Here is a 21,852-nt window from a genome sequence, read left to right on the forward strand (position 1 = left end):
GCGAATTGGGGCCGCTTTGCGGCCCTTCGCGGGCTTGCCCGCTCCCACAGGTGTGTCGCTGAGCCCATGATTTGCGCGACCCTTGTGGGAGCGGGCAAGCCCGCGAAGAGGCCCTTGAAGGCTAGCGATCAGCGCCCGACCACCTTGGGCTTGTACGCACAATACCCCGGCCGCGGCCCGACCTTGGGGTGGTTGCGGCAGGTATCCGGCCGCTTGTCATAAATGGTGCACAGCCGGCTTTTACGATCCAGATACAGGCAGTCATCATTGCTCATCCGGGTCAGGGTGAAGATCCCCGACTTCTGGTTGAAGCGTTCGATGATGCCATCCTTCTGCAGGCGCTTGGCGATGTTCTTCGGCGGTTCGTCTTTCTCGAACTCGTCGACCACGCCGATACGGATCAGATCCTTGATCTTCACCTCCACCGGCAGGGTGCAGCAGGTCGAATGGCAGCCATGGCACATGTTGCTGGTGTAGCGCTGCCAGGTCTCCAGGCGGTCGACTTCGGCTGCGGCGATCAGGGTCGTTTTCATCTTTATGGGGTGTATCACGGTCTTGGGGCGCGCGATCATACCGGAATTGTTCAATTTATGAACAACCTTTTGCCGGAATCGCAAAGTGGGCATGAAAACTGCGAACGCTAACTGTCACTCCCTGTCGAAGGGTCTAGGCTCAACAGTCTCCCTCCGTTTTCGTCAACTTGCCCGAGGATGCCGCATGTCCCAGGAACCCAAAGCTCGTGACGCCGAGGTGGCCGAATTTCGCGCCGCTGTACTGGACAAGCTGACCTACGCGGTTGGCAAGGACCCAGAGCACGCCTTCGACCACGACTGGTTCGAGGCCATCGCCCTGGCCGCGCGCGATCACATGGTCGATCACTGGATGGACCACACCCGCCAGGCGTATCGCCGCAGCCAGAAGCGGGTCTATTACCTTTCTCTCGAATTCCTCATCGGCCGGCTGCTGTATGACAGCCTGAGCAACCTGGGCCTGCTCGACATTGCCCGCGACGCATTGGAAGGGCTGAACGTGGACCTGGAGCGCATTCGCCTGCTCGAGCCCGATGCCGCGCTGGGCAACGGTGGCCTGGGTCGCCTGGCAGCGTGCTTCATGGAGAGCATGTCGACCCTGGGCATCGCTGCTCACGGTTATGGCATCCGCTATGAGCACGGGCTGTTCCGTCAGGCCATGGTCGATGGCTGGCAGCAGGAGCAGACCGAGAACTGGCTCGACTTCGGCAACCCCTGGGAGTTCGAGCGCGCCGAGGTGATCTACCCCATCAGCTTTGGCGGCAGCGTCGAAACGGTGCACGACACCCACGGCCAGCAGCGTCAGGTGTGGTGGCCGGGCGAGACCGTGCGGGCGGTGGCCTACGATACCCCGGTGGTCGGTTGGCGCGGGGCCAGCGTCAATACCCTGCGCCTGTGGCGTGCGCGGGCGCTGGAAGAGCTGCACCTGGAACGCTTCAATGCCGGCGACCACCTGGGCGCGGTGGCCGAGGTGGCACGGGCCGAAAGCATTTCGCGGGTGCTGTACCCGGCCGACAGCACCGAGGCGGGCCAGGAACTGCGCCTGCGCCAGGAATACTTCTTCGTCTCGGCTTCGTTGCAGGACCTGCTGCGCCGCCATCTGAACATGCACGACAACCTGCTCAACCTGCCGGATGCGGCGGCCATCCAGCTCAACGACACCCACCCGTCGATCGCCGTGGCCGAGCTGATGCGCCTGCTGGTCGACCAGCATGAGATCCCTTGGGATACCGCCTGGGAGTTGACCGTCGGCACCCTGGCCTACACCAACCACACCTTGCTGCCCGAAGCCCTGGAAACCTGGCCCGTTGCGCTGATGGAACGCATGCTGCCGCGGCACATGCAGATCATCTACCTGATCAACGCCTACCACATCGACGCGCTGCGGGCGAAAGGCCTGCACGACTTCGACGTGTTGCGGGCTGTGTCGTTGATCGAGGAAGACAATGGCCGCCGGGTGCGCATGGGCAACCTGGCGTTCCTCGGCTCGCACAGCGTCAACGGTGTGTCGGCGCTGCACAGCAAGCTGATGAAAAGCACGGTGTTCGCCGAGCTGCACAAGCTCTACCCGCAACGGATCAACAACAAGACTAACGGCATTACCTTCCGCCGCTGGCTGTACCAGTCCAACCCGCAGCTGACCGCGATGCTGATCGAGGCGCTGGGCCCTGATCTGCTGGACGACCCCGAAGGACGCCTGGCCAATCTGGTACCGTTCGCCGACAAGAGCGGTTTCCGCAAGCAGTTCGCCGCGCAGCGCCTGCACAGCAAGCGTGCCCTGGCCAGCATCATCCAGGACCGCCTGGGCGTTACGGTGAACCCCGAGGCGTTGTTCGACGTGCAGGTCAAGCGCATCCACGAATACAAGCGCCAGTTGCTCAACCTGCTGCACACCGTGGCGTTGTACCAGGCCATGCGCAACGACCCCGGTACCGACTGGGTGCCGCGGGTGAAGATCTTCGCCGGCAAGGCCGCGGCCAGCTATCACCAGGCTAAGCTGATCATCAAGCTGGCCAACGACATCGCCCGGGTGGTGAACAACGACCCCACCGTGCGCGGCCTGCTGAAGGTGGTGTTCCTGCCCAACTACAACGTCAGTCTGGCTGAAAGCATCATCCCGGCGGCGGACCTTTCCGAGCAGATTTCCACCGCCGGTTACGAAGCGTCCGGCACCAGCAACATGAAGTTCGGCCTGAACGGCGCGTTGACCATCGGTACCCTGGATGGTGCCAATGTCGAGATGAGCGAGCAGGTGGGTACCGAAAACATGTTCATCTTCGGCCTTACTGCGCAGCAGGTGGAGGCCAGGCGGCGCGACGGTGACTTTGGCGCCAGTGCGGCGATTGCCGCGTCCAGCCGCCTGAACGACGTGTTGCAGGCTGTTCGCAGCGGGGTGTTCTCACCGGACGACCCGTCGCGCTACAGCGCGCTGATCGACGGGCTGGTAGCTCATGACCGTTTCCTGGTGTGTGCCGATTTCGATGCCTACTGGGATGCCCAGCGACGGGTCGAGGAGCTTTGGCACACGCCGCAGGAATGGTGGCGTATGGCGGTGCTGAATACCGCGCGGATGGGCTGGTTCTCCTCGGACCGGACCATTCGGGAATATGCCAGCGAGATCTGGAAGGCTTTGGATTGAGGTAAGCCTGTGCCGGCCTCTTCGTGGGCACGCCCGCTCTCCCAGGATTCGCACGACCTTGGAAATCTTGTGCAGTCCCTGTGGGAGCGGGCGTGCCCGCGAATGGGCCCACAACCAGACCACCGGCCTGGCGCGCGCTGAACTACCGACCTATTGTGCCGTCTGAGAGCCGTTGCGAGTCTCATCACTCGCTAGCCTGCAACTCTCCCTGTAAACTGCGGGGGTTTTTATCCCCCAATCCTTTCGGAGCCATACATGTCCCGCGTTACCCTTAGTCGCTATCTGATTGAGCAGACCCGCAGCAACAATACCCCTGCCGATCTGCGCTTCCTGATCGAAGTGGTGGCGCGTGCGTGCAAGGAAATCAGCCATCACGTTTCCAAAGGCGCCCTCGGTGGCGTGCTGGGCAGCATGGGCACTGAAAACGTGCAGGGCGAAGTCCAGAAGAAACTGGACGTGATTTCCAACGATATCCTGCTGGAAGCCAACGAGTGGGGCGGCCACCTGGCCGGCATGGCTTCCGAAGAAATGGACAACGCCTACCAGATCCCGGGCAAGTACCCGAAAGGCGCCTACCTGCTGGTATTCGACCCGCTGGATGGCTCGTCCAACATCGACGTCAACGTTTCGGTCGGCACTATCTTCTCGGTACTGCGTTGCCCTAACGAATACCTGAGCCAGAACGAAACCCTGAACGAAAAAGCCTTCCTGCAACCAGGCACACAGCAGGTTGCCGCCGGTTACGCCATCTACGGCCCGCAGACCATGCTGATCCTGACCCTGGGCAACGGCGTCAAGGGCTTCACCCTGGACCGCGAACTGGGCAGCTTCGTCCTCACCCACGAAAACATCCGCGTGCCGGAAACTACCGCAGAATTCGCCATCAACATGTCCAACCAGCGCCACTGGGAAGCCCCGGTTCAGCGTTACGTGGGGGAACTGCTGGCAGGCGAGACCGGCCCGCTGAAGAAAAACTACAACATGCGCTGGATCGCCTCGATGGTGGCCGACGTACACCGCATCCTGACCCGTGGCGGCCTGTTCATGTACCCACGTGACGCCCGCGAACCGAGCAAGCCGGGCAAGCTGCGCCTGATGTACGAAGCCAACCCGATGTCCTTCATCATCGAACAGGCCGGCGGCGCCTCCACCAACGGTTACGATCGCATCCTCGACATCCAGCCAGAAAGCCTGCACCAGCGTGTGTCGGTAATTCTCGGCTCGAAGGAAGAGGTAGAGCGCGTCACCGCCTACCACAAGGAGTAAGTCATGCTCGCACCTTGGCAGCCGTTGCTGGAGTGGTGGTTCGGTTGGGGCACCAGTCCCCAGGCCGTGGCTGACGAGAAGAGCACGCTGTGGTTCGGCAAGCATCATGACGCCGACGCCCATGCGCTGTTTGGCGATCTGGTCGAGCATGCCCTGGCGGGTGGGCTCGACGAGTGGCAGCAAAGCCCGCAGGGCTGGCTGGGCCTGCTGATCCTGCTGGACCAGCTGCCGCGCATGATCTACCGCGACACGCCGCGTGCCTTCGAGGGCGACCGGCGTGCTCAGGTGGTGGCGATGCAGGGTTTGCAGAAGAACTGGGATTACCAGCTGCTGCCGATACAGCGGGTGTTCGTGCTGCTGGTACTGGAACATGCCGAAGTGCTGGACTGGCAGAACCTGTGCGTCGAGCGCTACCAGGTGCTGCTGGACGAGCAGCCCGAAGCCAACCGCCGGTTGTTCGAAGGCTTCCTCGACTATGCCGAGCAGCACCAGCGGGTAATTGCCCGTTTCGGGCGCTTCCCGCACCGCAACCTGGTGCTGGAGCGGCCGAGTACCAGCGAAGAGATGGACTTTTTGCTGGAGCCTGGGTCCAGGTTCTGATTCCAGGGTTGGCGGGATCCTTGTAGGAGCAGCCTTGTGCTGCGAAGTGTCCCTCGCTGCCCATGCATCCCTGTTGGCCTCACCGGCCCTTTCGCAGCACAAGGCTGCTCCTACAGTACGTAGGGGCGGCCTTTTTGTTTGTGCGGGGTAATTCTTTGTGATTAATCGCACAGTAGTGGCCATCCGACCAATGGTGTAGGGGTAGAGGAGGGGGAGCAGGGAACCTGGGAGGGTTTTTACCGTCGAAGGTCACTGCAGGCCACTCGCCTGTATCCCCTCTCCAGGAGTGTCCTTCATGTCGTTGCGTTCCCTCGCCCTGTTGTCGCTGTGCGTCGTTCTGACTGCCTGCAGCAAGATCAATCAGGAAAACTATTCCAAGATCAAGGCCGGTATGAACAAGGCCGAGGTCGAGCAGCTGCTCGGCACGCCGACCGAGTGCTCTGGCGCGCTGGGCATGAGCAGCTGCACCTGGGGGGACGAGAAGAGCTTCATCAGTGTGCAGTACGCGGCTGACAAGGTGCTCATGTATTCAGGGCAGGGTCTCAAATGAGGCGCGTTTATCTGCTGATGGGGGTATGCCTGGCGTTGCTGCTGGGCGGTTGTGCCGGCTCCGTGCACGACCCGCTGGCGCCGAAAACCGCGGGCAACATCGACCTCAAGCGCTACCAGGGCAAGTGGTACGAACTGGCGCGCCTGCCAATGCGCTACCAGACCGGCTGTGAGCAGTCCGAAGCGCACTACAACCTCAGGCTCGATGGTAGCCTCGGCGTGCTCAACCGCTGCCGCACCATGGGTGACGAATGGCTGCGCGCCGAAGGGCATGCGAACATCCAGGAGCCAGGGCACACCGACAAGTTGTGGGTCGAGTTCGACAACTGGTTCACCAAGCTGGTGCCAGGGGTGGCGAGGGGCGAGTACTGGATCCTGTATGTGGATGATCGCTATCGCACGGCGGTGGTCGGCAGCCCGGACCGCAAGCACTTGTGGCTACTGTCGCGTACGCCGACGCTACCAGCCTGGGAGCGCGAGAACCTGATGTCCAAGGCCCGGCAGCAGGGTTATGACACCAGTCGGCTGATCTGGCGCGCGTCGGACCAGCAGATCGTCAAGATGCACTGAATTTCTGGGGGCTGCTTTGCAGCCCATCGCGACACAAGGCCGCTCCTACAGGGGAACGCACATTCCTGTAGGAGCGGCCTTGTGTCGCGATGGGCCGCAAAGCGGCCCCAATAAACTCACCCCAACAGCTGTCGCAACACCTCGGCAAACGCCAGCGCGCTTTGCTCTTCCTGCGCATGCCGCCCCTGGCGCACCACCCATTGCCCATTCACCATCACATCCCGCACCTGGCGATCGCCGCCGGCAAACAGCCAGCGGTTGAGAATCGCATCCCCATCGGCCATGGCTATGTAAGGGTCCTGCCCATCGAGCACCAGCCAGTCGGCGCGCTTGCCCACGGCCAGTTCCCCGACCGCCTGCCCCAGCGCCTGCGCACCGCCCGCCAGGGCAGCGTCATACAAAGTCCGCCCGACCATCGGCTGGTCGCCGCGATACAGGCGGTTACGCCGCTGGTCGCGCAGTCGCTGGCCATATTCCAGCCAGCGCAGTTCCTCCACCACGCTCAGCGATACATGGCTGTCCGAACCAATGCCCATGCGCCCACCCTGCGCCAGGTAGTCCACTGCCGGGAAAATCCCGTCGCCCAGGTTGGCCTCGGTGGTCAGGCAAAGCCCGGCTACCGCGCCGCTGCGGGCCATTGCGGTGACTTCATCCGGCTCTGCGTGGGTTGCGTGCACCAGGCACCAGCGCGGGTCCACATCCACGTGCTCGTACAGCCACTGCAACGGGCGCAGGCCGCTCCAGGCCAGGCAGTCGTCGACTTCCTTCTGCTGCTCGGCGATATGGATATGCACCGGGCACTGTTTGTCGCTGGCTGCCAGCACTTCGGCGATCTGCCCGGGCGTCACCGCGCGCAGCGAATGGAAGCACAGACCCAGTTGCTGCGCGGGTTGCGCGGCCAGCAGCGGGGCCAGCTGCGCTTGCAGTTGCAGGTACTGTTCAGTGGAATTTATGAAGCGCCGTTGCCCGTCATTCGGGGCTTGGCCGCCGAAGCCTGCGTGGCTGTACAGCACCGGCAGCAAGGTCAGGCCAATGCCGCTGTCGGCTGCCGCCGCGCTGATGCGGTGGGACAGTTCGGCCGGGTCGGCGTAGGCCCTGCCGGCCTGGTCATGGTGCACGTAGTGGAACTCGGCGACCGAGGTATAGCCGGCCTTGAGCATTTCGATGTACAGCTGGCGGGCGATGACCTGCAGCTGCTCTGGACTGATCTGGCCGACCAGGCGGTACATCAGGTCGCGCCAGGTCCAGAAACTGTCGTTGGGGTTGCCGGCGACTTCCGCCAGCCCTGCCATGGCGCGCTGGAAGGCATGCGAGTGCAAGTTGGGCATGCCGGGCAGCAGCGGGCCGGCCAGCCGCTCGGCGCCTTCGGCCGAGGCACCCGGTTCGATGCGGGCCACATGGCCATCACTGGTGACCTCGATGCGGACATGGCTAGCCCAACCCGTGGGTAGCAGGGCGCGTTCGGCGAAGTAGGCGGACATCGGTGAAAATCCTGTTATTATTAACTTGTATATACATATACAGGCGTTTGCCTGCCGGGTAAACTGCGGCAAGCTACCGCTCATTCCATTTGCACAAGGATCCAACGCCGTGCCGACACCTCCTGTCTCCGCGCTGGTTGCCCAGATGGGCGAGGGCCCGGCTCCGCTTTACGCCCGGGTCAAACAGATGATCATCCAGCAGATCGACAACGGCAGCTGGCCACCGCATCACCGGGTACCCTCGGAGAGCGAACTGGTCAGTGAGCTGGGCTTCAGCCGCATGACCATCAACCGCGCCCTGCGCGAGCTCACTGCCGAAGGCCTGCTGGTGCGCATGCAAGGGGTCGGTACCTTCGTGGCCGAGCCCAAGGGGCGTTCGGCGCTGTTCGAGGTCAACAACATTGCCGACGAAATTGCCGCGCGTGGCCACCAGCATAGCTGCCAGGTGATCACCCTCACCGAGGAAACGGCCGGTTCCGAGCGGGCCCTGGCCCTGGATATGCGCGAAGGCCAGCGAGTGTTCCACTCGCTGATCGTGCATTTCGAGAACGGCGTGCCGGTGCAGATCGAGGACCGCTACGTCAATGCGGCGATTGCCCCCGACTACCTCAAGCAGGACTTCACCCGGCAGACGCCATACGCCTACCTGTCGCAGGTGGCGCCGCTGACCGAGGGTGAGCACGTGGTAGAGGCAATCCTGGCCGAGCCGGAAGAATGCCGCCTGTTGCAGATCGAGAGGGGCGAGCCCTGCCTGCTGATCCGCCGTCGCACCTGGTCCGGCCGCCAGCCGGTGACTGCCGCGCGGCTGATCCACCCCGGTTCCCGTCATCGCCTGGAAGGACGTTTCAGTAAATGAGTCAGCTGCAGTTGTTGCGTGCGCAGGGCTACCCGCGCATGCCGTGGAAGAACGGTGGCGGTTTCACCGAAGAGATTACCCGCGACAGTGGCGAAGGCCTGGACGGCTTTGGCTGGCGCTTGTCGATTGCCGATATCGAGGAGTCCGGTGGCTTTTCCACCTTCGCCGGCTACCAGCGAATCATCACCGTGTTGCAGGGCGACGGCATGCGCTTGCTGGTGGACGGCCAGGCCAGCCGGCCGTTGCTGCCGTTCGATGCCTTTGCCTTCAGCGGCGAGAGCCAGGTCAGCTGCAAGCTGCTGGGCGGGGCGATCCGTGATTTCAACCTGATATATGCACCGCAGCGCTACCGGGCGCGGTTGCAGTGGTTCGATGGCACCAGCCGTTTGTACAGTTCGGCGTCGACGGTGTTGCTGTTCGCTGCCAGCAGCCAGGTCGAGGTGGGTATTGCCGGGCGTGAGACGCAGCGGTTGGGGTTGTATGACTGCTTGCGGCTGGAGGGCAATGACCAGTTGTTGGGGTTGGATGTGCAGGGGCGGTTCTGCCTGATCGAACTCGTTTCACGTTGAAATAGCCGGGGGCTGCTGCGCAGCCCTTCGCGGGCTTGCCCGCTCCCACAGGTACAGCGCACGCCTTGAAGGCAGTGGAGCTCTCTGTGGGAGCGGGCAAGCCCGCGAAGGGCCGCGCAGCGGCCCCATTTCTTTTGCCATTCAGCGGAAAGGTCCAATTATTTTGGTTGTCCATGCTTGTACATACAAGTAAAGGTGTGTTTGTATATCTACCACGACATACCCGCCCGCGGACGACCGCAGAGGACCTTTCCCGTGACCGACAACAACAAATACCGTGACGTTGAAATCCGTGCCCCACGTGGCAACAAGCTGACTGCCAAAAGCTGGCTGACCGAAGCGCCACTGCGCATGCTGATGAACAACCTCGATCCACAGGTCGCGGAAAACCCGAAGGAACTGGTGGTGTACGGCGGTATCGGCCGCGCTGCCCGTAACTGGGCGTGCTACGACAAGATCGTCGAGACCCTGACCCGCCTGGAAGACGACGAAACCCTGCTGGTGCAGTCGGGCAAGCCGGTCGGCGTGTTCAAGACCCACAGCAACGCCCCGCGCGTACTGATTGCCAACTCCAACCTGGTGCCGCACTGGGCCAACTGGGAACACTTCAACGAACTGGACGCCAAGGGCCTGGCCATGTACGGCCAGATGACCGCCGGCAGCTGGATCTACATCGGCAGCCAGGGCATCGTCCAGGGCACCTACGAAACCTTCGTCGAAGCCGGTCGCCAGCATTACGGCGGCAGCCTGAAAGGCAAGTGGGTACTGACCGCCGGCCTGGGCGGCATGGGCGGCGCCCAGCCACTGGCCGCCACCCTGGCCGGTGCCTGCTCGCTGAACATCGAATGCCAGCAGAGCCGCATCGACTTCCGTCTGGAAACCCGCTACGTCGACGAGCAGGCCACTGACCTCGACGACGCCCTGGCACGCATTGCCAAGTACACCGCCGAAGGCAAGGCCATCTCCATCGCCCTGCACGGCAACGCTGCCGAAATCCTGCCAGAGCTGGTCAAGCGTGGCGTGCGCCCGGACATGGTCACCGACCAGACCAGCGCCCACGACCCGCTGAACGGTTACCTGCCAGCCGGCTGGACCTGGGAACAGTACCGCGACCGCGCACAGACCGAACCGGCTGCAGTGGTCAAGGCCGCCAAGCAGTCGATGGCCGTGCACGTGCAAGCCATGCTCGATTTCCAGAAGCAGGGTGTCCCGACCTTCGACTATGGCAACAACATCCGCCAGATGGCCAAGGAAGAAGGCGTGGCCAATGCCTTCGACTTCCCGGGCTTCGTGCCGGCCTACATCCGCCCGCTGTTCTGCCGTGGCATCGGCCCGTTCCGCTGGGCGGCGCTGTCCGGTGATGCCGAAGACATCTACAAGACCGACGCCAAGGTCAAGGAACTGATCCCCGACGACGCCCACCTGCACCGCTGGCTGGACATGGCTCGCGAGCGCATCAGCTTCCAGGGCCTGCCGGCACGTATCTGCTGGGTTGGTCTGGGCCTGCGCGCCAAGCTGGGCCTGGCGTTCAACGAAATGGTACGCAGCGGCGAGCTGTCGGCACCGATCGTGATCGGTCGTGACCACCTGGACTCCGGTTCGGTGTCCAGCCCCAACCGTGAAACCGAAGCCATGCGCGACGGTTCCGACGCTGTCTCCGACTGGCCGCTGCTCAACGCCCTGCTGAACACCGCCGGCGGTGCTACCTGGGTTTCGCTGCACCACGGTGGTGGCGTGGGCATGGGCTTCTCCCAGCACTCTGGCATGGTCATCGTCTGCGACGGTACCGATGAAGCCGCCGAGCGTATCGCTCGCGTGCTGACCAACGACCCAGGGACCGGTGTGATGCGTCATGCCGATGCCGGTTACGACATCGCCATCGACTGCGCCAAGGAGCAGGGCCTGGACCTGCCGATGATCACTGGCTGATCGCCACGCTTTGGATCGCACCCCACAAGGGGTGATACTGAACAACAAGAAGGAGCACGCAGGCACTTACAAACGGGCCTGCGGCTCCACGCGATTGGAGTAGTGAAGTGACCGAATTGACCCTCAAGCCCGGCACCCTGACCCTGGCCCAACTGCGCTCCATCCATGCGGCGCCCGTGCGCTTGCAACTGGACGCCAGCGCCGCGCCAGCCATCGACGCCAGCGTTGCCTGCGTCGAGCAGATCATCGCCGAAGACCGTACCGCCTACGGCATCAACACCGGTTTCGGCCTGCTGGCCTCGACCCGCATCGCCAGCCACGACCTGGAAAACCTGCAGCGTTCGCTGGTGCTGTCCCACGCCGCCGGTGTCGGCGCGCCGCTGGATGACGACCTGGTGCGGCTGATCATGGTGCTGAAGATCAACAGCCTCAGCCGTGGCTTCTCCGGCATCCGTCGCAAAGTCATCGACGCGCTGATCGCCCTGGTCAACGCCGAAGTCTATCCGCACATCCCGCTGAAGGGTTCGGTGGGCGCTTCCGGCGACCTCGCCCCGCTGGCGCACATGTCGCTGGTGCTGCTGGGTGAAGGCAAGGCCCGCTACAAGGGCCAGTGGCTGCCAGCCACCGAAGCCCTGGCCGTGGCCGGCCTCGAGCCGCTGACCCTGGCCGCCAAGGAGGGTTTGGCCCTGCTCAACGGCACCCAGGCGTCCACCGCCTATGCCCTGCGTGGCCTGTTCCAGGGCGAAGACCTGTACGCCGCTGCCATCGCCTGCGGCGGCCTGAGCGTCGAAGCCGCACTGGGCTCGCGCTCGCCATTCGATGCGCGCATTCACGAAGTGCGTGGCCAGCGCGGCCAGATCGACACTGCTGCCTGCTTCCGTGACCTGCTGGGCGACTCCAGCGAAGTGTCGCTGTCGCACAAGAACTGCGACAAGGTCCAGGACCCGTACTCGCTGCGCTGCCAGCCTCAGGTCATGGGCGCCTGCCTGACCCAGCTGCGCCAGGCCGCCGAGGTACTGGGCATCGAAGCCAACGCCGTGTCGGACAACCCGCTCGTGTTCGCTGCCGAAGGTGACGTGATTTCCGGCGGTAACTTCCACGCCGAGCCGGTGGCCATGGCCGCCGACAACATCGCCCTGGCCATCGCTGAAATCGGTTCGCTCAGCGAGCGCCGTATCTCGCTGATGATGGACAAGCACATGTCCCAGCTGCCGCCGTTCCTGGTGGAAAACGGTGGGGTCAACTCGGGCTTCATGATCGCCCAGGTCACCGCTGCTGCCCTGGCCAGCGAGAACAAGGCCCTGTCGCACCCGCACAGTGTCGACAGCCTGCCGACCTCGGCCAACCAGGAAGACCACGTGTCGATGGCCCCGGCTGCCGGCAAGCGCCTGTGGGAAATGGCTGAAAACACCCGCGGCGTGCTGGCCATCGAATGGCTGGGCGCCTGCCAGGGCCTGGACCTGCGCAAGGGCCTGAAGACCTCGGCCAAGCTGGAGCAGGCGCGCCAGGCGCTGCGCAGCGAAGTGCCGCACTACGACCGTGACCGCTTCTTCGCGCCCGACATCGAGAAGGCCGTGGAACTGTTGGCCAAGGGGCGCCTGACCGGCCTGCTGCCGGCTGGTGTGCTGCCAAGCCTGTAATGCTCCCAGGGGCCGCTGTGCGGCCCATCGCCGGCAAGCCGGCTCCCACAGATGGAGATGCGACACACCATCTCTGTGGGAGCTGGCTTGCCGGCGATTGGGCTGCAAGGCAGCCCCCCTCGATCTCACGACCACAAAAACAATTTAAGGACGTGACATGCAACAAGCTCAAGGTCTAAAACGCGGGCTAAGTGCCCGCCACATCCGCTTCATGGCCCTCGGTTCCGCCATCGGCACCGGCCTGTTCTACGGCTCCGCCTCGGCCATCCAGATGGCCGGCCCGGCCGTGCTGCTGGCCTACCTGATCGGCGGCGCCGCCGTGTTCATGGTCATGCGCGCCCTCGGCGAAATGGCTGTGCACAACCCGGTCGCCGGCTCGTTCGGCCACTACGCCAGCACCTACCTCGGCCCCATGGCCGGCTTCATCCTCGGCTGGACCTACGCCTTCGAGATGGTCATCGTCGCCATCGCCGACGTCACCGCCTTCGGTATCTACATGGGCTTCTGGTTCCCGGAAGTGGCCCGCTGGATCTGGGTGCTGGGCATCGTCTTCCTGATCGGCGGCCTCAACCTGTGCAACGTCAAGGTCTTCGGCGAAATGGAATTCTGGCTGTCGCTGCTCAAGGTCGGCGCCATCGTGGCGATGATCCTGGCCGGCCTCGGCATCATGGCCTTCGGCTTCAGCCAGGTAGGCTCCGGGCAGGCCGTGGGTGTCAGCAACCTGTTCGACCACGGCGGCTTCATGCCCAATGGCGTGGGTGGCCTGATCGCTTCCTTTGCCGTGGTGATGTTCGCGTTCGGCGGCATCGAGATCATCGGCGTGACCGCCGGTGAGGCCAAGGACCCGCAGCGGGTCATCCCCAAGGCGATCAACGCCGTGCCGCTGCGCATCCTGCTGTTCTACGTGCTCACCCTGTTCGTGCTGATGTGCCTGTTCCCATGGCCGCAGATTGGCAGCCAGGGCAGCCCGTTCGTGCAAATCTTCAGTAACCTGGGCATCGGCTCTGCCGCCGCGGTGCTGAACATCGTGGTGATTTCTGCCGCGATCTCGGCCATCAACAGCGACATCTTCGGCGCCGGCCGCATGATGTACGGCCTGGCCCAGCAAGGCCACGCGCCGCGCGGCTTCAGCAAGCTGTCGAAGCACGGCGTGCCGTGGATGACCGTTGTGGTGATGGGTGCTGCGCTGCTGATCGGCGTGCTGCTCAACTACCTGATCCCGGAGAACGTGTTCCTGCTGATCGCCTCGATCGCCACCTTCGCTACCGTCTGGGTGTGGCTGATGATCCTGCTCACCCAGGTGGCCATGCGCCGCAGCATGAGCCGTGAACAAGTGGCCCAGCTGCAGTTCCCGGTACCATTCTGGCCATACGGCCCAGCCATGGCCATTGCGTTCATGGTGTTCATCTTTGGCGTGCTCGGTTACTTCCCGGATACCCAGGCGGCACTGCTCGTCGGCGTGGTCTGGGTGGTGTTCCTGGTGGCGTCCTACCTGCTGTGGTGCAAGCCGCGCGCAGGGCAGGGCAAGCCAGTAGCGGAACCGGCCGAGCTGCACCGCTAAGTAAAGGAGTCGATGTATGAGAACCGTCTGGCAGCACTGCCATGTGGCAACCATGGCCGAGGGCCGTTACTCGGCCATTGAGGACGCGGCCATTGTCACCAACGCCGGGCTGATCGAGTGGATCGGCCCGCGCGTCGAGCTGGCGTCGGTCGAGGCCGAACGTACGGTGGACCTGGGCGGCGCCTGGGTTACCCCCGGGCTGATCGACTGCCACACCCACGCGGTGTTCGGTGGCAACCGCAGCGGCGAGTTCGAGCAGCGCCTGCAGGGCGTGAGCTATGCCGAAATCGCCGCACAGGGCGGTGGCATCGCCAGCACCGTGCGGGCCACCCGCGCGGCCAGCGAGGACGAGCTGTTCGCCAGTGCTCGCCAGCGGGTCCAGGCGCTGATGCGCGATGGCGTGACCACCATCGAGATCAAGTCCGGCTACGGCCTGGACCTGGCCAACGAGCGCAAGATGCTGCGTGTGGCCCGGCGCCTAACCGACGAGTTGCCTCTGGCGGTGCGCGCCACCTGTCTGGCAGCCCATGCCTTGCCGCCGGAATACGTCGGCCGGGCTGATGACTACATCGCGCACATCTGCGATGAAATGCTGCCGGCCCTGGCCGCCGAAGGCCTGGTGGACGCAGTGGATGCCTTCTGCGAACACCTGGCGTTCTCCCCGGCCCAGGTCGAGCGGCTGTTCATCAAGGCGCGCGAACTGGGCCTGCCGGTCAAGCTGCACGCCGAACAGTTGTCGTCGCTGCACGGTTCCAGCCTGGCGGCGCGCTACCAGGCGCTGTCGGCCGACCACCTGGAGTTCATGACCGAGGAAGACGCCATTGCCATGGCAAAAGCCGGCACGGTCGCCGTGCTGCTGCCGGGCGCGTTCTACTTCCTGCGCGAAACCCAGCTGCCGCCGATGGACGCCCTGCGCCGCCACGGTGTGAAGATCGCCCTGGCCAGCGACCTCAATCCCGGCACCTCGCCAGGGTTGTCGCTTCGGCTGATGCTGAACATGGGCTGCACATGTTTCCGCATGACGCCGGAAGAGGCACTGGCCGGTGTCACCGTGCACGCTGCAACGGCGCTGGGCCTGGGCGACAGCCATGGCTCGCTGGAAGTGGGCAAGGTTGCCGACTTCGTCGCCTGGCAGATCGAACGCCCCGCCGACCTGGCCTATTGGCTGGGCGGCGACCTGCCCAAGCGCGTAGTGCGCAAGGGCCACGAAATTTCCAATTGAGTGAGGCACGATGGACAAGGTACTGAGTTTTCACCAGGGGCGCCTGCCGCTGCTGATCAGCATGCCCCACGCCGGCCTGAAACTGTCGCCGGCTGTTCGAGACGGCCTGGTCGAGCAGGCGCGCAGCCTGCCGGACACCGACTGGCATATTCCGCGGCTGTATGACTTTGCCCGCGAGATGGGCGCCAGTGTCGTAGCCGCGGAGTATTCGCGTTTCGTCATCGACCTGAACCGGCCGGATGACGACAAACCACTTTACGTCGGCGCCACTACTGGCCTGTACCCGGCCACACTCTTCGATGGCGAGCCATTGTTCAAGGACGGGCTGGTGCCGACAGGCGAGGAGCGCAAGCAGTATCTGGAGCAGATCTGGCGCCCCTACCACGACACGATTCGTCGTGAGCTGGCACGGCTGCGCGAGCAATTCGGCTACGCCCTGCTGTGGGACGCCCATTCGATCCGTTCGCTGATCCCGCACCTGTTCGACGGCAAGCTGCCGGATTTCAACCTGGGTACCTTCAACGGCGCCAGTTGCGACCCGGCTCTGGCCGAACAGCTGAAAGAGGTCTGTGCCCAGGCCCAAGGCTACAGCCACGTGCTCAATGGCCGCTTCAAGGGCGGGCATATCACCCGGTATTACGGTGATCCGGCCAACCACATCCATGCGGTGCAGCTGGAACTGGCGCAGAGCACCTATATGGAAGAAGCCGAGCCGTTCGATTACCGCGAAAACCTGGCACGACCGACACAGGAGGTGTTGAAGCAGCTTCTGCAGGCGCTGCTGGACTGGGGCCAGGCGCGTTACGGGCGGTGAAGTTCACCGGTGAGAATGGCGACGCGATGCAGGTTGTTCGCGTCGCCAGTCACTACTGCTCAGTTGTTGTTGATTTGCTTGATGGTGAGTTCGCGCAGTAGCTCCCTCTCTTCCTGATCCTTGTCATCTTGCAGGCCTTGCTGCAAGTTCAACTCGTCCTGAAGCGAGTGGTCCTTGCTTGCCAGCTCAAGCACCCGCAGGCGGAAACGTGCTTCTATTTCGGCGAATCGGTCGGCAAATTCGGCTCGCAGACGCGTGGTCCAATCCGTATTCGCCAGCATGTAATCGACCAGTGCATCGCTCAGTTCACTTTTCCGGACCTTCTCCAGCACGCTGGATAGCTCATCGCGCGCCAGGTTTGCAGCACCTCGAAAACGCATGCTGTCGGCGATCGGCAGGTCCAGTTCCTTGGCCAGTTCCCGTCGGTAGGCCAGGCGTACCGATACCCGGTCACCCGTGCCAGTCCGTTGGTTGGCCATCAGCTCCAGCTGTTCGACCCGGAAAAGTTGCAACAGGCGACGACGCAGTGCTTGGAGGGAGTCGCCGGCGTCGATCAACAGGCGTTGGCTCATCAGATACAGTTCAATATTGTTGAACTCCTGCAGCGCTCCATCGTGGCAGGTCTGCGAGCCGGTTGCCGGGTCGGGCAATGCCGCAGCGGCGATGCTCTCCATGATCGGGCGTTCGGTTTCGTTGCTTGCAGCCACCACCAGCATGATGCGTACCCGTTCGCAGAAGGTGGTTCGCGTATTCGGGTCAACGTACGGAGCGGCATTGTGCAGACGGCCTGTCAGACGCAACAGATCGCTGCCTTCAAGCTGCTCCCAACACTCCCGCAATGCTGCATTCTGTGCCTCGTTACCCAGCATCCAGTCCTCCAGCCTGGGCGTATCATCGCCGAGCAGTGGGAAGTGAGGGTGGTCGAGAGATCCTTCGCTGGAAGTATCGAAGAACATCAGGTCGTCGGGGATATCCAGGGCAAAGGAATAGCTGTGCTGGCTGTCCGAGAACGTGCGTACCCGCAGGATGGTTTCAAGAGGCAACGGGTTGTCGAACAAGGCGATCGACGAGATCGGCATGGGATTGTTCAGGTTCGACAGGATGTGCTCGGGCAACTGGGTGATGTTGTTCGAGCTCAGGTCGAGAAGTTCCAGTGGCAGCAAACTGTCACACCAGTTGGGCCAGGCTTGCAGGTTCATGTTGGTCAATGCGAGTGACTGCAGGTTGCTGGCCAGCGATGCGGGCACCCGGTCGATGCTGCCCATGCGGTTGCCCGACAGGTCCAGCGACGTCAGGTTTCGCAGCCCTGCGAAAATGTCGAGCATGGCCTGATCGACCTCAAGGCCCATGTTGCGAAACTCCAGGAAGGTGAGCTGGGGAAGGCGAGCCAGAGCGGATGCCAGCGAGGGCATGGCGGCCTGGTGCTCATCGATGGTCAACCGGCTGATGTTAGGGAACCGGCTGAGTAGTTCATCGAGCTGTGAGGCGCTGCCTCGCAACCGCGTCAGGCTGAGTGCGCGTACGCGGGCGCCGAAGAACGCTGGAAGCCGCCTGGGGAAATGTTCGATAGCCACGTCCTCAAGTTGCAGGCGCAGGTAGGACTGGCCCTGCTCCTGTTGTTCCCAGAATTGACCGATCGCTGACGCGATACGTTGCCTGTCTGCTAGCGCGGCTTGGGTCAATGGGTTGCTCGAACTGGATGCCTGGGCCCAGCCATCGATCGCATCGCGCATCTGTCGTCGCTCATCGCGAATGCGTGCGAGTTGTTCGGATAGTGCTTCTGGCTGGTCCGTGGTGATGCCCGAGGTGTCGACGCGCTCGTTCAGCAACAATCGCTGCAGGTGAGATTCATTGATGCTGTTGCCTTCCAGCGAGATCACCGGTGGGGTGGTCAGCATGTCCGCTTCATGAAGCAGGAACGAGGGCAACGACCTGAGATTGTTGTGGCGCAACGACAGATGGGAAATGCGCGCCAGGGCGTCGCTGCCAATCCCGATCGGCCATTGGGCCAGCTGCATCTGGTCCAGGCCCAGGTAGTCCAGGGTCAATTCATGGAAACTTGGCCTGTTGCTCTGCGCCAGCCGGTTACCACTCAGGTCCAGATATCTCAATTGGCGAAGCCCTGACAGCAGGTTCAGGTCGCTTTCGGAGAGCGTCATGTTCTGGTTGGTGAGCACCAGTCGTTGCAACGCTGGCAGGCACTCGGTGATGGTGGGCACGCTGAACAGGAAGGGCGAGGGCGTTGCCCTGGGGTCAAACGCACGGCTGATTTCCAGCGACTCGATCTGCGGCATCTGCCTGAGCAGGCGCTGCAGCAGGCGCTCGTTTTGCGCCCAGCCCGCCAGCGATCCTGACGGTAGGTCGATCAGGCTCAGGCTGCGCACGCGTGTGTTGAAAAAAGCGGGCAAGGTGAGGGGTACGTCGGCAAGTGGGACGCGGGCGATACGCAGTTCGGTCGTGGGCTCTGCACTCTCCTCCAGCGCAGTCTCGTACCAATGTTGCATGATCGAGTCACGCAGGCTGTCGTAGTCGTGGGCTGCCTGGTCGCTTGCCGGCGAAATGGCTTCGCTCCAATCGTCCAGGCTGCTTTGCAGCTCGTTGCGTTGCTCCACCAGCGTCTGCAAATGCTCGAATATCTGCAGCTGTGTACGGCCGCGGCTGGCAAGTGCCAGCAGAATCTGATCTGCCGAGCGGCCGGTGCGTGTGGCGAGCCCTGTGGCTTCGATAGCTTCGAGCAGGCGCTGACGGGTGATGCCGTGGGTGGCCGGGCCGCCGCCACTGAGTGGGTAGCCCAGGCGACCATCGGCCAGACGCATGGGAGAACGGTAGCCGGGGCGTACGGGCTGCATGCCCAGCAGCGCCCTCAGGGCTGGGCGGGGTAGTAACGGGCTTTCCTGTACAAGGCGCTGCAGCGCTTGCTGATCGGTGACGTCCATGCTCGCCATCGCCGCGGGCAGTGCCTCGTACAATGCAGCGTAAAGGCTTGGGTACACCTTGACCGCCGCACTGGGCAGGCTTTCGTCGTGGACGATGTACCCTGCCGGGGCATGGGTGATGGTCGTGTATGGGCGGGTGCCCGGCGTGCCAATGGCATGATCTTGGGTTGGCCAGGACATGCGCTGGAGCAGCCGGAGCCTGGTCTGTGCAGGCCAGCCTGGCAAGCGTTCGAGCGTATGCATGATCAACAGGTCGCTATCCCAGCTCGGCACGCTGGACAGGTACAGCCCTTCGCAGGTGCGGGCAAGGCGAATTTGTTGCTGGTAGACGCGGGCCTCCTCGCCAAGGCGCAGTGGTACCTTGCCACTGTCGAGCATCTGCAGTTCGAGGGCACTGGCCTCGCGTGCCAGCTCATTGGCGACTGCTGATGGCAATTTCGGATACGCCCTCTGGATGGCCTCGGCACCCGGCGCCAGGTCGTGCGAAAGGCCGGCGTAGGCCCTGGCAAACTCAGCGGGCCGAGTGCTCTCGTCCGCCAGCTGGCGGACCGTTTCGTCCAGCTTGAAGCGTTGCAGGGTGTCTTCCAGCAAGGCCGGCAGCCGCTGGCTTTCGGCCAGGGCCCGGCGGAGCTCGTCTTCGTGTACGCCGCTGACGGCGATAATCCGTTGCAGCGTCGGCTCGTCGAAGTGCCCACTCAAGTGGCCGATGCGGCGCAGGAGTGTCATGCCCGACCAACTCAGTGGCTTATCCGTAACGTGCAACCATGCTCCGGCACCGTTGTGCCGCACTGGCGGCTGGTAACGGCGAGGACTTGCAGGGTGTTGCAAACGATATTCGCCAGTCGTTGGCGTTTGGCTGACGATGTACTGATTGCCCTGCAGTACCAGCCAGCGTTTGCCTTGGTGATGCCGTAGGCCCAGTTCGTCCGGTACCAGGTCATGGGGCAGCGTCTCGTGACTCTGGTAGGGCGTGAGGTCGGGTTTCCACAACCGCGTCTGACCGTCGGATGTTTCCACGTCTTCCAGTTCTTCGATGAATGAAGGCGTTTCTACCGGAATACGGGTTATCCCTGGCTCCTCATCCTCTGGCTCTTCAATCTCCGGCCCTTCCAGCGAGGTGCCGGTTTCGCTGCCGTGCAAGCCTCTCAAATCTTTGGCTGCTGCGCTGAGGGCGGCCATGATGGCCACGTTTTCGATCACATCGACCAGATAGCCATAGGCAGTATCACGCTCGTCGTTTTCCCAGGCGTCGATCCCTTCATACACCTCATGGGCCAGCTGGGCCAGGCAAACAGCAAGCATTGCCTCGCCAAGCCCCGGCACGAAGAAGCCGGCGATGTTCAAGGCCGTGAGCACACGGCCGGCAATCAGCTCTCGGTGCGCTTGGGCGGTGCGCCGGTCGACGATTTCGGTTGGCGTGGCGTGGAACAGCACATCCTTTTCATGACGCTGGACCTTCTGGAAAGCCATCACGCCTTGGAAGGCGTGGCTGAAAGGCTTCATGACCGGATACAGGGTGGCGTGCGGGTCCGGAACACGTTCATGCAAGCCGCGGACACTCCAGGCGAGGGGCATGAGCCGGTCCTTCAGGCGGGTGGTTATCGGCGCCTTGTCGCGGTCGGCGAGGTGCTTGTCCAGGTATCCGATATCGGCCTGGAGCCTGTCGCGCAACTCTTCGTTCATGGCTTCCTGGCTGGCGAATTCCTTGAGGGGCGTTGTGCTGTCTTCGGGGATGTACAGCGCCACTGCCTGATGCTCTTCAGCTTGCAGGGTGATGAGCACAACGCCGGTCAGCTCGGCTTCCCACAAGTTGAGCAGGCTGAACGTCACCGGCGAAGAGGGCGATGGCGCCTGGTCAAGTGGCGTGGCAAGAGCGGCGGAATATAGCGCCTCGCTGATATCCCCCTTGAGGCGGGCGAAATGCAGGGATTGCCGGAATGCCGAGACCTCCGCACGCCCCAGTGTTTCATAAACGGCCAGTGCGGCTTCATCCGCGCCGAGTGGCGGCGTGGCCGCTGGATAGTAGATGGCATGTACCTGTTGATGGTATTTGCCGCCGATATCCAGCGTACGACACAAATCGGCGAAGTCTTCGGCGGCGATATCCAGTGCATTGTTGATCGGCACGGTGCCCATGAAGCGCCGGTGATCGACTATGACCGACCTCTTGAGCAGGGAGGCGGGCGCGTCCATGCCATGCTCGGCAGCGGCATCCTGGTCGAAGTTGTGCAAGGCGCAGTGCAGCAGCGAGCGTGTAGCCCGGTCGACCGCCTGGCGGTTGTCGATGGCATTGGTCGTTTCGATCTGGCGGGCATCGACGAGGTAGGTGTTGCGCACGTCCAGGTCAAGCCTGAATCGCTGCTTGATGGCTTCGGTGAGTGTCTTGGTGGCGTACGCTTCCAGGGTTGGAAGCTTTTCGAACAGCTTGTGCACCTGCACCTGGTGCTCGCGGTGACGTGCGTGCTCTTCCTGCCATGCCTTGGCGACTTCCGGTTGTTGCTGGAGTGCCGTCGCCAGCCAGGCAGGGGCTTGATGCCAGTTGCGCATCGCGCTCTGGGTTTCTGGCGGAGCCTGCTTGAGCCAGGTGGGGATTCTGCGCTCGATGGTGGCGTAATGAACACTAGGTACGGCAGTGACTGCAGTTGGCATGGCGAAGCCCTTGCTTGATTTGGGGCGAGGGACTATCGCGGG

At 63.2% G+C, this 21,852-nt stretch carries 15 protein-coding genes; 12 read left to right on the top strand and 3 right to left on the bottom strand.

Going from position 1 to position 21,852, the window contains the following annotated elements; all coding sequences use genetic code 11:
• Positions 1-128 precede the first annotated feature (128 nt).
• Positions 129-533 carry a YkgJ family cysteine cluster protein gene (locus GYA95_RS25415; RefSeq protein ID WP_003259873.1) on the bottom strand — a complete coding sequence of 135 codons (405 nt, stop codon included), beginning with the start codon at positions 531-533 and terminating at the stop codon, positions 129-131.
• Positions 534-717: 184 nt separating this feature from the next.
• Here GYA95_RS25415 and GYA95_RS25420 point away from each other — a divergent pair, with 184 nt between their 5' ends.
• The 5 genes from GYA95_RS25420 to GYA95_RS25440 all read left to right on the top strand — a co-directional run bounded on the left by GYA95_RS25420 (position 718) and on the right by GYA95_RS25440 (position 6,153).
• On the top strand, positions 718-3,168 hold the full coding sequence (locus tag GYA95_RS25420) for a glycogen/starch/alpha-glucan phosphorylase (RefSeq protein WP_015272110.1): 2,451 nt from the start codon (positions 718-720) through the stop codon (positions 3,166-3,168).
• A gap of 255 nt (positions 3,169-3,423) precedes the next feature.
• Entirely contained in the window at positions 3,424-4,434 is a 1,011-nt protein-coding gene (locus tag GYA95_RS25425) for a class 1 fructose-bisphosphatase (RefSeq protein WP_013974568.1), read from the top strand.
• 3 nt (positions 4,435-4,437) lie between these two features.
• Positions 4,438-5,034, top strand: a complete 597-nt coding sequence (locus GYA95_RS25430; protein WP_013974567.1) for a DUF924 family protein — start codon at positions 4,438-4,440, stop codon at positions 5,032-5,034.
• A gap of 295 nt (positions 5,035-5,329) precedes the next feature.
• On the top strand, positions 5,330-5,584 hold the full coding sequence (bamE, locus tag GYA95_RS25435; protein ID WP_003249234.1) for an outer membrane protein assembly factor BamE domain-containing protein: 255 nt from the start codon (positions 5,330-5,332) through the stop codon (positions 5,582-5,584).
• Complete coding sequence (locus GYA95_RS25440) at positions 5,581-6,153, top strand: lipocalin family protein (RefSeq protein WP_003259870.1); 573 nt, start codon at positions 5,581-5,583, stop codon at positions 6,151-6,153. Before bamE ends, GYA95_RS25440 begins: the two co-directional genes overlap by 4 nt.
• A 116-nt stretch (positions 6,154-6,269) precedes the next feature.
• Here GYA95_RS25440 and GYA95_RS25445 read toward each other — a convergent pair whose 3' ends face one another.
• A complete protein-coding gene (locus tag GYA95_RS25445; protein WP_015272108.1) occupies positions 6,270-7,634 on the bottom strand; it encodes a formimidoylglutamate deiminase in 1,365 nt (454 codons plus the stop codon).
• Between the two features lie 145 nt (positions 7,635-7,779).
• Between GYA95_RS25445 and hutC the strand changes: the two genes are divergently transcribed.
• The 7 genes from hutC (at position 7,780) to hutG (ending at position 16,225) form a co-directional block, all read left to right on the top strand.
• Entirely contained in the window at positions 7,780-8,490 is a 711-nt protein-coding gene (gene hutC / locus GYA95_RS25450) for a histidine utilization repressor (RefSeq protein ID WP_013974563.1), read from the top strand.
• On the top strand, positions 8,487-9,059 hold the full coding sequence (locus GYA95_RS25455) for a HutD/Ves family protein (RefSeq protein ID WP_013974562.1): 573 nt from the start codon (positions 8,487-8,489) through the stop codon (positions 9,057-9,059). Before hutC ends, GYA95_RS25455 begins: the two co-directional genes overlap by 4 nt.
• 255 nt (positions 9,060-9,314) lie before the next feature.
• On the top strand, positions 9,315-10,988 hold the full coding sequence (gene hutU, locus GYA95_RS25460) for a urocanate hydratase (RefSeq protein ID WP_015272106.1): 1,674 nt from the start codon (positions 9,315-9,317) through the stop codon (positions 10,986-10,988).
• Positions 10,989-11,095: 107 nt separating this feature from the next.
• Complete coding sequence (gene hutH, locus GYA95_RS25465) at positions 11,096-12,628, top strand: histidine ammonia-lyase (protein ID WP_015272105.1); 1,533 nt, start codon at positions 11,096-11,098, stop codon at positions 12,626-12,628.
• A 157-nt stretch (positions 12,629-12,785) separates the two neighbouring features.
• Positions 12,786-14,189: an amino acid permease gene (locus tag GYA95_RS25470; RefSeq protein WP_015272104.1), complete on the top strand. Its 1,404-nt coding sequence runs from the start codon at positions 12,786-12,788 to the stop codon at positions 14,187-14,189.
• Positions 14,190-14,205: 16 nt separating this feature from the next.
• A complete protein-coding gene (gene hutI / locus GYA95_RS25475; protein WP_015272103.1) occupies positions 14,206-15,411 on the top strand; it encodes an imidazolonepropionase in 1,206 nt (401 codons plus the stop codon).
• Between the two features lie 10 nt (positions 15,412-15,421).
• The gene (gene hutG / locus GYA95_RS25480; protein WP_015272102.1) at positions 15,422-16,225 is read left to right on the top strand and encodes an N-formylglutamate deformylase; all 804 of its coding nucleotides are present in this window, start codon (positions 15,422-15,424) and stop codon (positions 16,223-16,225) included.
• A gap of 59 nt (positions 16,226-16,284) precedes the next feature.
• On the opposite strand, the gene GYA95_RS25485 is transcribed toward hutG, so the two are convergent.
• Positions 16,285-21,810, bottom strand: a complete 5,526-nt coding sequence (locus GYA95_RS25485) for a dermonecrotic toxin domain-containing protein (RefSeq protein ID WP_226989593.1) — start codon at positions 21,808-21,810, stop codon at positions 16,285-16,287.
• Positions 21,811-21,852 lie beyond the last annotated feature (42 nt).

This window comes from Pseudomonas asiatica, assembly GCF_009932335.1.
In the GTDB taxonomy this organism is placed as follows: Bacteria; Pseudomonadota; Gammaproteobacteria; order Pseudomonadales; family Pseudomonadaceae; genus Aquipseudomonas; species Aquipseudomonas asiatica.